Here is a 14,594-nt window from a genome sequence, read left to right on the forward strand (position 1 = left end):
AGCACGATCCGCTATGGAGAGGAGCCCCTCTTTCAGAAGACTCGCATGTTTCCTTGCGCCAACTGCCAAAAGAGTTCCGTGGGCGAAGTCATGAGTCCAACTGAAAGCTGGACGCGGGATTACCGCGCGTCCAGTTTGATGAGCCGGAAGTGGAAACGGATCGACGGAACAACGAGCTGGAACTAGCCGGAAGGGAACAATGAGCATTCCCGACCCTAGTGATACCACACCACTCCACCCACGACTCTACTATACCTAAGGGGTGAATAGGGTAACAATAGTACACTTGTGCCGCCGCCTCTCCCAAAGATACTGGTCCAATCTGAATGGGACTGTTGTTGACTGCAATAGATTTCAACCAGGCCCCTGATGACAAAGTAGAGAAAGTACTCGGCAATATAATTCTACTTGAATTCAAAGTGAGGTCGAGCGTAGACGACTATGTGTCATAGTGACTATTCCCTGAATTTGCACTTGAATTAGGGCCAGGTATGGCATCAACCTGTTTTTTCTTGGGCGATTGTAGAGTTAATACCAAGATGGTTTTCCATCCTGGCGAGTAGCCGTTCACGGCGAGCCTCATAAAACACATTAAAGCCGGTAATATCTTTGGGCACTTCGCCAAGATCGTGCAGTCTCCGATGTTCAGCAGCTGTTTTATCATCTTCCATTTGTGCAAGCCATTCGTACGGGAGTGTTGCACCCTTTGCCTGATTTGGCCCCCCAGGAAGTAATTGAAGATTGGGGAGTCGATCTACACGGTCCATGAATATCGGAATTTTATCTTCTGGCACACCGGCATCCCCTAAGCTCCTCGGCGTAAATCGGCTCTTGGGAAATATATGGTCAATGTGGAATTGATGATGCTCGATATCAACGATGGGGTACAGGGTCGAGAGCAGGGCAAATGCGCGATCCTTGGATTCTGCCAGATCCTGTAACTCCTCTGATTCAAACGCAAGACGGCCTCCCCTACGAAGTATTACCTCTTCAATCTTCGCATATGGGAAGCCGCTATGGCCATGTTCGTCAATTACCTTTCTGAGCCGGGTGAGTAGCGAATCTTGATTACCGGACCACATAGTACGCTTCAGTAAGGATCGGGTAATCCATTGACGAATACATGCCCTGTCCCCGTCTGACTTACCAGACCTGCCGTGTTTACGGAAATAGTAAGCGACGGGCAGGACTACAGAGTGAGCCGTCAGGGTCGGGCGCGAATACCCGTAATCGCGCAAAAGCCTCGCAGCAGAATAGACGGCGTCTGTGATATCTTCCCACTGCTCATTAATGCTTTCAATGTGGTCAATCGTAAAGTTGCTGACCTTGAAATCAATACTACTGATTCCTGCAAGAAGGAAAGCAGCCTTGAGGAGGAAATCTCGGGAAAATCCAAACTCTCCTACTTGGGGACCATTGATTTTCCGAACTGATCCATTGATGTCATCTCTCGCATTTCCATTCCAGTGTGCGGTTGCTATGCTCATTAGCATGTCGGAACGGTTGAGTGTCATTCCTCCGCTATTGGTGCGGATAAATATATCAAGAACCCGGTCAATATCCTGACTAGTCTCTTGGTAGAATGAAATCACCGGTTTGACATGAACAACTTCACGGAGTTGTTGAAGTATCTCTGTCGGTTTATCCAAGTCCTCCAATGTCATGTGGCCGAGATGCTGTTGAAGGTATTTATTGGGGTCGTTAGGCCCTTTGAACTCCATGACGTTACAGACTGGGTACCAGAATTGAGACTCGTCCTGTCTCTCGGCTTCCTTATTGGTCAGGAAACGGAAGTCATATTTCATCCCATGATCATTTTCTGGGGCATCCTGAAATAAGTTCAGATAGAGTTGGCGGACCGGGAATGCGTCGGGGTTGTCCCACCATAGGCGCGGAAGCTTGTAGGCATATGTTCCATTCAAAGCGATATTCAGTGCCGTAAGACGTTGCTGACCATCAAGAACAGCGGTGACAGTTTCCTTGGTGGATACTTTGGCTTTACGAGCATTTGGAGAATCCTTCTGATGGTAGTCGATTCTAAAATCATAGAACTGAAACTTCCTTATACTTTCGGACCTGACCTCCCAGAAGAGGAATGATCCAATTGGATAATTGCGCATGAGGCTGTCAAAGAGTCTTTCGATTCTATGCGTCGGCCAAACAAATTCTCGCTGAATTGCAGGGAGAACATACTCCCTATTCTGAATGTGCTTGATTGCCTGGTAGATTGTAATCGGAACCTGAAATGCCATCAAATATTCAATGATTTATCGAAAGGTAAGAATTTACTGCTGCAGCCATCAAAATAATTTCCCAATCCTGTACTCCGGACGATTGGATTTCAGAGACGACCTGTTGAGTGAGGTTTTAATCGTATCTGAAGACGAGTTCCTCGAGTGCATCCACATCAAGCATCTGGGTTTTTCGAAGGAAATGTGGCCCTTATATCTGCTCATCGGATTGCAGGTTTGACATCATCCTCGCGTACTAACCAATTAGGCTCCTTCCTCGTTGCTGACACCTCTGCCAGTATCGAGAGAGGCCCCAACCCTGCGGTTTACTCAATAGCTCGTTGATGACCTTTTTCTGTATGCCAGAGCCATCTATTGCATGGGTAGGTTTTTCGCTACGCCATAGAAGATTCTACCCCAGGATAAGTCTCCTTGTACGCCCCGGCAATTCGGTTGACTGCACCAATCACGAAAACAGTGCCCCCAATCGTAACCAGTACCGGTGCCATACTCGAAAGTACAGGCCCGGCCCCGCAAGCGATCGCTACGGATATTACGGCTCCGCCCACTGCAGACAGGGCTCCTTTTTTCGCCATATTTTTTCCCATATCAAGAGCGGCTTCTTTTGCCGTACGTTCTCCGGCGTATATATAAATCAAATTCTCTCCTAAACTTACGATCCCTTCAAGGGCCATACCGACACACGCGGCTACCGCCGCAGTCTCAAGGGCTTCTACAGCTACAATCCCCGCCACGTCGACGAGATTAGCTGCGTTGGCTTTAGCCAGTTCTGCTCCGGTCATATTGGAACTGCCTCGTGCAAGATTCTCCTTCGCGGCTTCCCAAACAATGTTGCTGTCCTTCATAGCCAGAGAAGGATCATTATATACAGATTTAATATGACTGGCATGCTTACCATCCGAAAAATCTACCACAGCATCTTTCCCGAAATTCTTGACTACTTCGGGAAGAGAAGATTCATAAAAGCTCTCCGCGGCCGATACTGTGCGAAAACTTTGTTCGCCCCGCAGGCCGGCAAAGACCATCTTTGTTTTGAGTGTCTGTGGCAATTCTGAAAAACTAGGTGAAGCGGCCAAGATTTTAGAATAAGCACCAGCAGTAGCAGCCACCATAGCCAGGGCTGCATTTTTCAGAATCATTATAGATTGTTCCTCCAGAGTTATCCGCTCGGCAGTTTTCCTTAATTTTTGGTTTGTAAGATCTATGGTCGCGGCGACTGCGTCTGTGTATTTTTTCGAAGCATCCGCTACTTCCTGTCGGAATTTTCTAAAACTCGGTTTCGTGAGAGCCACGATCTGGAGCAGCGCATCTTCACCGACATCTACCACTTTGCTCGCAGCTACTTGTGCTCCGCGGACGACTTGATCGCTGGCATCCGCCACCTTGTTTGCAGCTTCTTTTGCTCCTTGTTTGACTTGGCCACCGGCATCCACCACCTTGTCTGCAGCTGCCTGTACTCCCTGTTTGACTTGGTCGCTGGCATCCGCCACCTTGTTTGCAGCTTCTTGTGTTCCCTGTTTGACTTGGTTACTGGCATCCACCATCTTATTCAAAGCTATTTGTGTTCCCTGTTTGACTTGGCCACCCGCATCCACCGCCTTGCTTGCTGTAGCTTCAACCCCGCGTCTGATCTGGTTGCCCACATTCGCGACTCGGTTTGCAACTACCTTTGGATCACGCATCTTCAGATTGATTTCGTGAATCAGCGACAAAACAGACTCACGCGAACGAATGCTAAAGTTCAGACTCGAACTCAAAGGATCCGCCTAATCGGCAAATCGGCCTCAATATACACATTCACCTTTGGATTCAAAAGCTCTCGTCAAAGCGATTGGACGATACCGTTGCCTCTTCTTTCTTTAGTCAGGTATTACAATGTGGTCTGGCACATCAAGAGATTTATGATGGCAAAACAAACATTTTGAATACTCGCACAGTTAGCTGTTTGGGGTTGATAGGCGGCGGCAAATCGTACAGCGTGCAACCATTTCAACGTGGCTATTCCTAGTTGAGGGAGCAGTATAGTGGGGAGGTCTGTAGAATAATACTGTCGGACTCATGCCTGACGCACAAGACCATGACGGCATAGGGGCATTAGTATTTAAGGGGAAAACGACCGTGAATTCCCATTCATTACCGATCAGCAACCTAAAGTCTGCATGCGCTCGCCTGAATAAGCAGGTTTAACATCATGGTCAGTCAGGGTATTGATCCTGAGCCAGATTATTTCAAGATCAAATGAAGGAAGTCAATCCCCAAACCCATAAAACATAGAATGAAAGCCGTACTACGCCCAAACCAATCATCTGATTTGGGGTTTACGGCCGCTTAACAGGCCTGCGGTAGGACGCCGATTATCGAGGCTTGCTTTGTATGAACAAGACAGGGCTAGGAGAACTTCTTTTGCAGAGGGATCAAACTGTATAGCTTAAATGTTTGCGTGCAATTGTCTAAAAGTTTTCTTATCTTTGGGCCTATATGCTTCCAGAGGAGCCCTGTGTAGTCCTTACCATGGAAGTTTCCACTCACAAATATCGAAGATCTCATGAAGAAAAGATACTATTTCCTTGTTCTTTGCATGTTGCTGTTCCCAGGGTTGGCAAATGCTCAGAGCGTAATTTCCGGAACGGTTACAGATGACACAGGTGAGCCGCTCATCGGAGCAAATGTGCTCATCGAGTCACTAGTGATCGGTGCATCCACCGACCTAGATGGGACGTACACGTTTCAGGTTCCTTCTGATCATGTTGGAGAAACGCTGGATTTGACCGCTCGTTACGTTGGATTCGTAGAGCAAGTGCGATCCATTACAGTCAGCGAAGGCATCATGACGGAAGACTTCGTCTTAGAGGTAGACTTCCTTCAGCTGGGCGACATAGTCGTTACGGGGGTCGCGGAAGCAACGCCGAGGAAGAAGTTGGCGTTCACAGTAAGCCAGGTGGACGGTGAAGACATTACGTTGGCGCCTGCAACCAATCCGGTAGCATCCATTCAGGGAAAGGTTGCCGGAGTTGCCGTTATGGCCGGTAGTGGGGCGCCTGGCGCTACCTCTTCCGTGCGTTTGCGGGGTGCAACCAGTATCACTGGTAGCAACCAGCCACTTTACATCGTGGATGGAGTTGTTCTCGGCGCGAACCAGGTTGACTTTGACGCGCTGGATATTGCGGACATTGAAATTGTTAAGGGAGCGGCTGCCTCATCGCTCTACGGTTCACGGGCCCAGAATGGTGTGATCAATATCACAACGCAACGTGGTTCGGCGATGCCCCTCAATCAAACGCGGGTGACGGTCCGCAATGAATTTGGGATTAGTGATGTTGCCAAAAGCCTGCAAGCCAATACTTCGCATGATCTGCAGGTTGATGCATCGGGGAACTTCGTGGATGGCACGGGCGCGATCAATACCTGCCCCAATTGTTTGGAAAATGGATACGGTCCTGGGGTTATTCAAGAGGTCAACCCTCATGGTGCTGCTTTCTTCGACAATCCGTATCAGGGTACGTTGCACAACGGTTTTGATGACTTCTTCGACCCTGGCAATACTTGGATAAATTATGTCGGTGTAAGCCAAAACAGTTCAAAAACAAACTTCTTGGCATCTTTTACGAATGTTGCTGAGCAGGGATCGGTTCTGAGCCTCGAAGGTATGAAGAGGAGGAGTTTTCGTGTAAATCTTGACCACCGAATTCGACCAAACCTGACCGTTTCGACCTCTGGATTTTACTCCCAGACAGAAAACGATGGCGTCACTGGTGTACCGGGATCAGGTGCATTTTTCAATCCGTTCTTCGGCCTGATGTTTACTAATCCATTGGTAAATCTAACTGAACGGGATGAAGCGGGCGATCTAAAAATTCAGGCGGATCCACTCGCGGTCGAGGAAAACCCACTCTACCTGCTTGAGAATACAGATATTTCACGATCACGGTCACGTCTTCTCGGTAATTTCCGTGCACGTTGGAATCCGCTGGATTGGCTGAATCTTGAGAGCAATTTCAGTTATGACCGTTCGGATCGCGACGCAACGGAGTTCTATGATATTGGATTTCAGTCAATAGATCCATCATCTGTCAATAATGGTCGCATTGAGCGGCGCAACGAAGTTGCTGAGGCAATCAACTACGACTTGACCGTGTCTCTTCGGAAACAGTTCGGAGATTTTGCGACACGTGGTCAGCTGAAAGCTCAGATAGAGAATTTTGACTCTTTCTCGGAATTTATTATTGGGACCAATCTGGTAACATTGGGGAATAGTGACCTCTCCAATGTAAAGCAATTCTGCACAGAGCCGGGATGCGATGCTGGTAGTAGAGACTTCGGAAACGGATTCTCAACAGTTCGGTCGGAAGGGTACTATGCAACCGCAGGCCTGGATTACCAGGACAAGTATATCGTGGATGTTTTCTTCCGCTATGATGGCAGTTCGCTGTTTGGAGCCGAAGAGCGCTGGCAGCCCTATTATCGTGGAAGTGCCGCGTGGCGGGTTTCCGAAGAGTCATTCTGGCCAGCAAATAACCCAATCACCGAACTGAAACTGCGTGCGTCTATCGGGACCGCCGGTGGCCGCCCTGGATTCCAGGCGCAGTATGAGGTACTTTCCCTGGGAAATGGTCAGCTTTCCAAATCGACCTTGGGAAATGCATTCCTAAAGCCGGAATTGCAGACAGAAATGGAGTTTGGACTTGATGTAGGCGTTCTTGACCGGATCTTCCTTGAGTTGGTGTATGCCGATACACAGGTTGAAGATCTGCTCCTCGCTGTTCCGCTCGCCGGATATTATGGGTTTAGCAGCCAGTGGCGGAATGCTGGTGATTTGGCTTCCAATACCATTGAGGCCAGTGTGAATGCGAGCGTCTATAGTTCAAGGGATATGGATTTTGAGGTTGGAGTTATCTTTGACCGTACTCGCCAAGAAATCACTGATTTCAATTCCAATCCCTATGTAGGTGGTCCTCAGAGTCTATACTTTTTCCGTGAAGGTGAAATCCTCGGAAGCATGTATGGAAACGAATTCATCACGGATCTCTCCAGGCTCCCATCCGATGCCGACGCAAGCTTCTTTGATGTCAATGATGATGGGTATGTGGTCGCGGTTGGCCAAGGTAACACCTATGCCAGTGGTCCAGGCTCGGATGGTGTCCTAGGTGGAGCAGACGATCTTTGGGGGACGCTGGTGAACGTAAATGGAACGAATTACCGCTGGGGAATCCCCATCAAGTACTATGACGAGGCAAACGAGACAGATCAGGTCCAAATTGGAAATGGGCTTCCTGACTTCAGTCTTGGATTCAACACGACGTTCCGCTACAAAGGATTCTCACTCTACATGTTGTGGGGTGCGCAGATTGGAGGTGATGTCTATAACTTCACCAAGCAATGGGGATACCGCGATGGTCGTAATGCAGATCAGGACCAAGGAGGGAAAGAAGAAAGTATGAAGAAGTCAACGACCTACTACGAAGTCCTCTACGATGCAACGGCGAAAAACAGTCACTTTGTAGAAGATGCCACGTATCTCAAGCTGCGCGAGCTTTCGGTAGGGTACACACTCAATCGCCAGCAGCTTTCTCGGGTCTTCGGCAATGTGCTGCATTCCCTCTCCGCAAGTATCATCGGGCGCAATCTGCTCACCTTTACTGGATACTCTGGATTTGATCCTGAAGTAGGAGCAGGGTCCGATCCGACACTCTATCGCGTAGACAGTTTCAATTACCCGCCGCTCCGTACGATTCGGGCGAAATTGGAATTCCAATTTTAGGTGAGGTGACCCACATGAAATCTAAACACATCAAGCAAATGAAGCAATTTACATTTTATACGCTGGTCGGTGTCTTGGCGCTCGGTGCAGTGGGTTGTCAGGATCTGGTTGTGGAAAACAAGAACTCACCGGACAGATCGGTTGCCTTCGCGCAACCTGGCGATGTCGTGAACCTGGTATCAGGTACGTGGCTTGATTATTGGTCTAGTGTCCAGTATTGCAATTCGCTCTTTTATTCAACTATAGCAGATGAGAACTCGTCTTCCTGGGCAAACTGGGGGATGCGGGATATGTCCAGCGAACCTCGTATTGGTTGGGATAACAGTGCAACCTATAGCCGCAGAGGCGCCACTCAAGGGCCTTGGTTTGGTCATTACAGGGGCATCTCAAATGCCAATGATGCACTGCAGGCGATTATTCGGGCTGAAACAGAAGAGAGTGCGGACAATAACGTGTTCACCCGTGACGGCCATGACACAGCACAACTGAAAGCATTTGCAAAAATGAATCAGGGGTTGATGCATGGGATGCTCTCACTGCACTTTGACCAAGCGTTTGTGTTTGACGAGACCGTGGATCTGGACAATGACGTACTCGAGCTGCGTCCCTACGCGGAGGTGAACCAGGAGGCGATCCGAATGCTGGAAGAAGCGCGTGCAATCGCAAGTGCAAACTCGTTTTCGATACCCTGGATCTGGGGACTGGAATTGAGTTCCCAGGACATGGTCAAACTGATCAACTCGTTCATTGCACGGTTCACGGTTCAGGTCGCACGGGATGAAGCCGAGCGTGCCGCGGTGAACTGGGGCAATGTCATCGGGCTCATAGATGCCGGGATTACCGAAGATTTTGTACCTGTCGGGGCTGATGATGGGGATCAACAGTTTGACTGCCTGAAGCACTTTGGTCAACAGGGAACCACCTGGAGCAGAGCTGATTATCGCACGATTGGTCCGGCTGATGAGTCGGGGGGCTATGATGACTGGCTGGCAAAGATGAATGCAGGGGACTATCGATCCGTTCGGGTGTTTAATATCGTCACGGCAGATCGCAGGATTGTTGGTAGTGCCGATGATCCTACGGTGGATGGGACAGATTTTCAGTATCAGGGGAACAATGGTCCATTTCCGGCCGCTCGCGGTTACTACCACTTTTCAAGCCACAACCATAAGCGGTATCAGTATTACCTCTTGGCGGATGCAAATGGCCCCATGCCACACATGATCCTCACGGAAATGCACATGTACAAGGCGGAGGGTTTGTTGCGCAGTGGTGGCAGTACGGATGAAGTTGCTGAGTTGCTTAACATCACGCGAGTGTCGCGGGGACAACTGAATCCAGCTATGGGATCGGATGCTGCGGGTTCCTCAACAGATGCGCAGAGTCACTTGGATTCCGCAAGCCTGTGGGCTAAGCTAAAGCATGAGCGCCGGATTGAGACCTTCCAAACTGCAGGAGGGTTAGCCTATTTCGACGACCGCGGGTTAGGGGATCTCGTTACAGGAACGCCAGTCCATTTCCCTGTGCCCGGCAGGGAGCTGGAAACGCTGGGTCTGCAGAATTATACGTTTGGTGGCGTTGGAGGAGTCGGAGGTGCGCCGATCGCTGGTCGATTTGAAACCGACAATAGTCGACCGCGCTGACCCACGCTCAGTTTGATGAGATGAAGGGGGCAGTGCTCATATGGGAACTGCCCCCTTCATATTGTTGACCAATCACCACTATACGGATAGAACCCTGATGAACCGATCAATTTTTTGGATTTTGTGTTATGTCTTACTTGTGAGTGCCTGTTCTGGACCGGGTGCCGACAGTGAGCGGGCTGGGAACAGTACGTTCCGCTATAACCTCGGAACTTCTGCGCGGTGGCATATTGTCTCAACCGCCCAGGATGCTCTCCTCACCAGGTACGGATACCGCTTTAATCGAGAGGTCAACACTGCCGAGGATGTACGCCTGGAAACGTCATGGAGTGACATGACCACCTTTGCCGATGAACAGGCTGCTGGGTATGTGGAAGCCAGAGTACGCATCTTTGTCAATGCCCGTCCGCGTAACCGCGCAGCAGGGAACGCGAGCACGTTTTCTGCGCGCATGGAAGCCGAGTTTGAGGCCCGACTTTCGATGAATGGGAACTGGGAACCAGCAGCGATTACGGCCGAGCGGGAGGCTTATCTGGATGAGATTGCCAAATACCTTGAGAACGAGTTCAAGGCGGGGGTAATGCAGTAATTCCTCTGGATGCCCAGGTGCTCCACATGCACGGTTTGGCGTGTGTTCCTGCTTGGAGTACTCCTTCTTGTGGGATGCACCTCCGAGCCAGAACGCACATGGACTTCGTTTGAAGAGTACCGGGTGCGTCCACTGCTTTCCCCCATTGGCACGGGGACCGGGTTCTCCGAAATCCCCGATGCGATTGCGTTCAGTAATCATATCAGCACGTCGACTTTTGTAGACAACCGGCATGTTGTAAATGGATCGGGGGTAACCATCGGAGATGTGGATGGAGACAGTCTGCCTGATGTTTTTTTGGCAGGAATGGAGCATCACAGCACACTCCATCGCAACTTGGGACGTTGGGAATTCCAGGATATCACACTTGAGGCAGGTCTAGGCCTTGTTCACCCAAGAGCAATCGGCGGAGCATTCGTAGATGTTGATGCAGATGGGGACCTAGATCTTCTTGTGACGTCGCTAGGAAGCGGGGTGCAGTTGTTCTTGAATGACGGCACAGGTCAATTCACAGATTTTACTGTCGAGGCAAACCTTCCTCAATCTGGGGGTGCTACCTCAGTTGCGCTGGCTGATATAGATGCGGACGGAGATTTGGACCTGTATGTCGGGTTCTATAAAGAGGCTACGGTCAAAGATATCTGGCCCCCGGAAGAGATCACGTTTGAACGCGTCGTTGAACCGGTTGCCGACTCGTTCGCCGTGCGCGAGTTCTGGTCAAAGGACTATAAACTCGTCCACCAGGAAGGTCGATTGATGCGGGTCGAACTTGCTGAGCCCGATCGAATCTTTTATAATGATGGAGATGCGAGTTTTACGGAAGGCTCGTTCACCGATGGGTCGTTCTTGGATGAGCACGGAGATCCGTTAACCAAAGTGCCCCAGTATTGGACTCTGGCGGTACGTTTTCAGGACTTCAATCAGGACGGGCACCCGGATCTCTATGTATGCAATGATTTCGAAAGCCCGGATGCCTTCTGGTTCGGGAGTGCAGATGGTACATTCAGAGCCGCTTCCACACTGGCGCTTCGAAAGACAAGCCAGTCAACAATGTCTGTGGCAGCGGCAGATATCAATGCGGATGAGCATGTAGATCTCTTTCTGGCAGATATGCTGAGTGGCAGTTATACCGAGCGGCAAAGACAGCATTTTGTGATTCCCCCTGAAGTATTGACCATGGGCGATATCCGTGCTCGCCCCCAGGAGATGCAGAACATGCTGCTGATCAATCGCTCGGATACAACCTACGCCGAAATTGCCCGCTATAGCGGTGTTGCCGCAACCGGCTGGACGTGGAGCAGTGCATTCACCGATGTAGACCTGGACGGATGGCCTGATTTACTTCTCACCACAGGGCATGCATACGATGCGATGGACGCGGATGCTCAGATTGCTGCCCGCTCCTCTCGACGCCCCTGGCGAGAGGTCTTATTGGATTTCCCAGATCTGGATTTACCAAATATTGCATTTCGCAATCTTGGGAATACGCGATTCGAGTTGGTTGAAGAGGGCTGGGGGTTGGGAGTAAACCCGGATGTATCTCATGGCATGGCAATGGCAGATCTTGATGAAGATGGAGATCAGGATCTGGTGATCAATCGACTGGATGGTCCCGTCGGGGTATTCCGCAATGATGCGGAAGCCGAGCGGATCCTTGTCCGTCTTCAGGGACTGCCCCCTAACCCTACAGGTGTTGGTGCACTTGTACGTGTCGTCAGCGACGGTTTGCCACCACAGAATCAGGAGGTCATTGCGGGCGGGGAGTACCTTTCATCCAGTGATGCAGCACGCACGTTCGCCTATTCAAGCGGTGCGGTCATTGAGGTACACTGGCCTGGTGGTGGATTCAGCAGGGTTGACGAGGTGATACCAAACAGTGAGTATTGGATCATGCAGCCATCCCCGCAACTCAAGGAGTCTACGGAGCATCCGCCTACAGAGGTACTATTCAAGGCCTCCAGCACCGGATTGCAGCATGAAGAGACCAGCTATACAGATTTTGCCCGACAGCCACTACTTCCGCATAAGCTCAGCCAGAGGGGGCCAGCACTGATTGCGGCAGACATAGATTCTGATGGGGATGAGGATCTGATTCTGGGAGGCGGAAAGGGGAAGAGATTGCAATTGTCTGTCAATAATGCAGGGGCATTCGCAACGAAACAGTACCTAGGTAATTCCTCGACTGGAGATCACGCGGGAATGGTTGCTCTACCGGGAGTCGTATGGGCAGCAGTAGGTAATTATGAGCGGACTCCAGAAGACGCAGGAGATTCTTCTCAGATTCTTCAGGTGTCATTCGGTGGAGTGGAAACCACCTATACCCTAGGGACAGAGACTCCTGGGCCGCTTGCGTTGGGGGATTTCACCGGAGACGGTTCTTTGGAGCTCTTTGTCGGGGGGCATTTTATCCCCGGTCAATACCCCTCGGTTGCAACCAGTACCATCTATCGGATCCGCGAGGGAGAGCTCCTTCGGGATGATGAACTCAGTGCGCCGTTCGAAAATCTGGGACTCGTATCCGGGGCTGTCGCAGCAGACCTCAATGGTGATCAGCAGACGGATCTCGCACTTGCAACGATGTGGGGGCCCGTACAGGTATTCCACAACCGAGGGAGTGGTCAACTGGTTCGTATGACACGCTCCTTGGGGCTCACGGATTATGTGGGGTGGTGGAATGGGGTTGCACCGGCCGATTTTGATGGAGATGGAAGGCTAGACCTAGTTGCGACCAACTGGGGACAGAACGTTCCCTATGACCAGAACACTCCCCTTCGTGCTTACTATGGCGATCTGGATCAGAACAGCAGCATGGATCTTCTCGAAGTTCAGTGGACCCCTGATCTGGATGCATTTGGATTGGTGCAGGATTTTCAGACGCTCACACATGCCTTGCCAATTTTGCGTCAACACATTCGAACGTATAGAGAATTCTCTGAGCGTTCGGCGGAAGATATCTTCGGCCCTGTATTATCTGGAGCTGCTGATCACGAAGTTACGCATTGGCAAACGACTGTGTTTATGAACAGGGAGTCGCACTATGAGGCAGTTCCGCTAGCGGCCGAAGCTCAGTGGTCGCCCGCCTTTGCGCCGGTGGTGGGGGATTTCAATGGCGATGGGAGAATCGATTTATTTCTAAGTCAGAATTTCTTCGCAGTTGCTTCGGGCTATCCCCGACTCGATAGTGGTCGAGGGCTGCTGCTGCTTTCAAATGAATCTCACGAGTTAATCCCACAGTCTGCACAGCATTCAGGGATTCGGATTTATGGCTCTCAGCGGGCATCCGTAGCTGCCGACTTTAACCTGGACGGACGTCTAGATCTGGCAGTGACCCAAAATGCAGGCCCCGTAGTATATCTTGAGAATCAATCTGCCGAGGTTGGTCTTCGTGTTGAGCTGCGGACAGAACGTGCCAATACATTTGCCATCGGAGCCAATGTTCGGGCACAATATCGGGATGGTTCGTTTGGTCCTGCGACAGCTGTTGTTGCAGGAAGCGGGTATTGGAGTCAGAACAGCCTTTTCCCTCTGTTAACTCCACGCGATGGGATCAAAAAAGTGTATGTCAGTTGGCCAAGCGGGGCAGATACTACTGTCGTGGTTCATCCAAATACCCAGATGGTTAAGATCATCCAGCAATAAATACTAATGTGAATGGTTGTAACAAAGCAATTTGGGATGCAATCTAAACATTGCGTTATTTGAGACGCGATACATCTATGGATTTATATTTAAGATAGTATTCAATACATCTTTTGGCAATGGAAGTCCTCGACTCAACCAGTTATCAATTTGGTTCAGACCTGCGACTCGATAAACCGGCGTCTCTCTTTGCACTGGCTTCCTCCCATCCTCCTTGCTTTGTTGAGGATTTCGCGCAAGCACAAGTATCTGGGGTGTCGCATTGATACCTTGGATATCTCTTAAATAGATATTTGCTCCCGTACCATGCCATTTTCGTCCTGTCATAATCTCATCAAAATAGCCGAATTTGTCCAAATGATCTATGCCGTCCGATGTTATCCAGTCAATTGATACACCAACTGTGCTGAAGGACCAACCTTGGTCAGTAGCTTTGTCTTTCAGTTTTAGCTTCGCCTCTTCAATCAATTCTGGAAGGGAACTATCGTTGCTGTATCCGCAGGTGGATGATCCGATAAACACCATGACGAGTTCCTTCTCGGGAATAGTTCCGTAGGACGGAACATACTCAGGGTGTACTCTCTCATCAGGCCAGCGAAGTTCTAAAGTAGGAATAAAGTGAAATTTCCCGGTGAGGCCTAGAATAAATGACACGGAAACCAATGTAACTGCAGAAAAAAACCACCAGCGGTTATTCATGCCGATCACTGTAG

The 14,594-nt window shown here is 50.1% G+C and carries 7 protein-coding genes; 4 read left to right on the top strand and 3 right to left on the bottom strand.

What is annotated here, in order from left to right; translation table 11 throughout:
• Positions 1–497: 497 nt before the first annotated feature.
• Positions 498–2,252, bottom strand: coding sequence for a DUF262 domain-containing protein (locus tag F4Y64_05060; GenBank protein ID MXX96967.1), 1,755 nt, complete (start codon positions 2,250–2,252; stop codon positions 498–500).
• Between the two features lie 374 nt (positions 2,253–2,626).
• On the bottom strand, positions 2,627–3,934 hold the full coding sequence (locus F4Y64_05065) for a hypothetical protein (GenBank protein MXX96968.1): 1,308 nt from the start codon (positions 3,932–3,934) through the stop codon (positions 2,627–2,629).
• Positions 3,935–4,797: 863 nt separating this feature from the next.
• Here F4Y64_05065 and F4Y64_05070 point away from each other — a divergent pair.
• The 4 genes from F4Y64_05070 to F4Y64_05085 all read left to right on the top strand — a co-directional run bounded on the left by F4Y64_05070 (position 4,798) and on the right by F4Y64_05085 (position 13,881).
• Entirely contained in the window at positions 4,798–8,010 is a 3,213-nt protein-coding gene (locus tag F4Y64_05070) for a SusC/RagA family TonB-linked outer membrane protein (GenBank protein MXX96969.1), read from the top strand.
• Positions 8,011–8,024: 14 nt separating this feature from the next.
• Positions 8,025–9,653, top strand: a complete 1,629-nt coding sequence (locus F4Y64_05075) for a RagB/SusD family nutrient uptake outer membrane protein (GenBank protein MXX96970.1) — start codon at positions 8,025–8,027, stop codon at positions 9,651–9,653.
• Between the two features lie 97 nt (positions 9,654–9,750).
• A complete protein-coding gene (locus tag F4Y64_05080; protein ID MXX96971.1) occupies positions 9,751–10,242 on the top strand; it encodes a hypothetical protein in 492 nt (163 codons plus the stop codon).
• 9 nt (positions 10,243–10,251) lie between these two features.
• Complete coding sequence (locus F4Y64_05085; GenBank protein MXX96972.1) at positions 10,252–13,881, top strand: VCBS repeat-containing protein; 3,630 nt, start codon at positions 10,252–10,254, stop codon at positions 13,879–13,881.
• Positions 13,882–13,956: 75 nt separating this feature from the next.
• Here F4Y64_05085 and F4Y64_05090 read toward each other — a convergent pair whose 3' ends face one another.
• Entirely contained in the window at positions 13,957–14,580 is a 624-nt protein-coding gene (locus F4Y64_05090) for a hypothetical protein (GenBank protein MXX96973.1), read from the bottom strand.
• Positions 14,581–14,594 lie beyond the last annotated feature (14 nt).

Source organism: Rhodothermaceae bacterium, from assembly GCA_009838195.1.
GTDB lineage: Bacteria > Bacteroidota > Rhodothermia > Rhodothermales > Bin80 > Bin80.

Coding starts and splice junctions, on each gene's coding strand:
- F4Y64_05060 (MXX96967.1), bottom strand. CDS start 2,252: ATGGCATTTCAGGTTCCGATTACAATCTACCAGGCAATCAAGCACATT.
- F4Y64_05070 (MXX96969.1), top strand. CDS start 4,798: ATGAAGAAAAGATACTATTTCCTTGTTCTTTGCATGTTGCTGTTCCCA.
- F4Y64_05075 (MXX96970.1), top strand. CDS start 8,025: ATGAAATCTAAACACATCAAGCAAATGAAGCAATTTACATTTTATACG.
- F4Y64_05065 (MXX96968.1), bottom strand. CDS start 3,934: ATGCGTGATCCAAAGGTAGTTGCAAACCGAGTCGCGAATGTGGGCAAC.
- F4Y64_05085 (MXX96972.1), top strand. CDS start 10,252: ATGCCCAGGTGCTCCACATGCACGGTTTGGCGTGTGTTCCTGCTTGGA.
- F4Y64_05080 (MXX96971.1), top strand. CDS start 9,751: ATGAACCGATCAATTTTTTGGATTTTGTGTTATGTCTTACTTGTGAGT.
- F4Y64_05090 (MXX96973.1), bottom strand. CDS start 14,580: ATGAATAACCGCTGGTGGTTTTTTTCTGCAGTTACATTGGTTTCCGTG.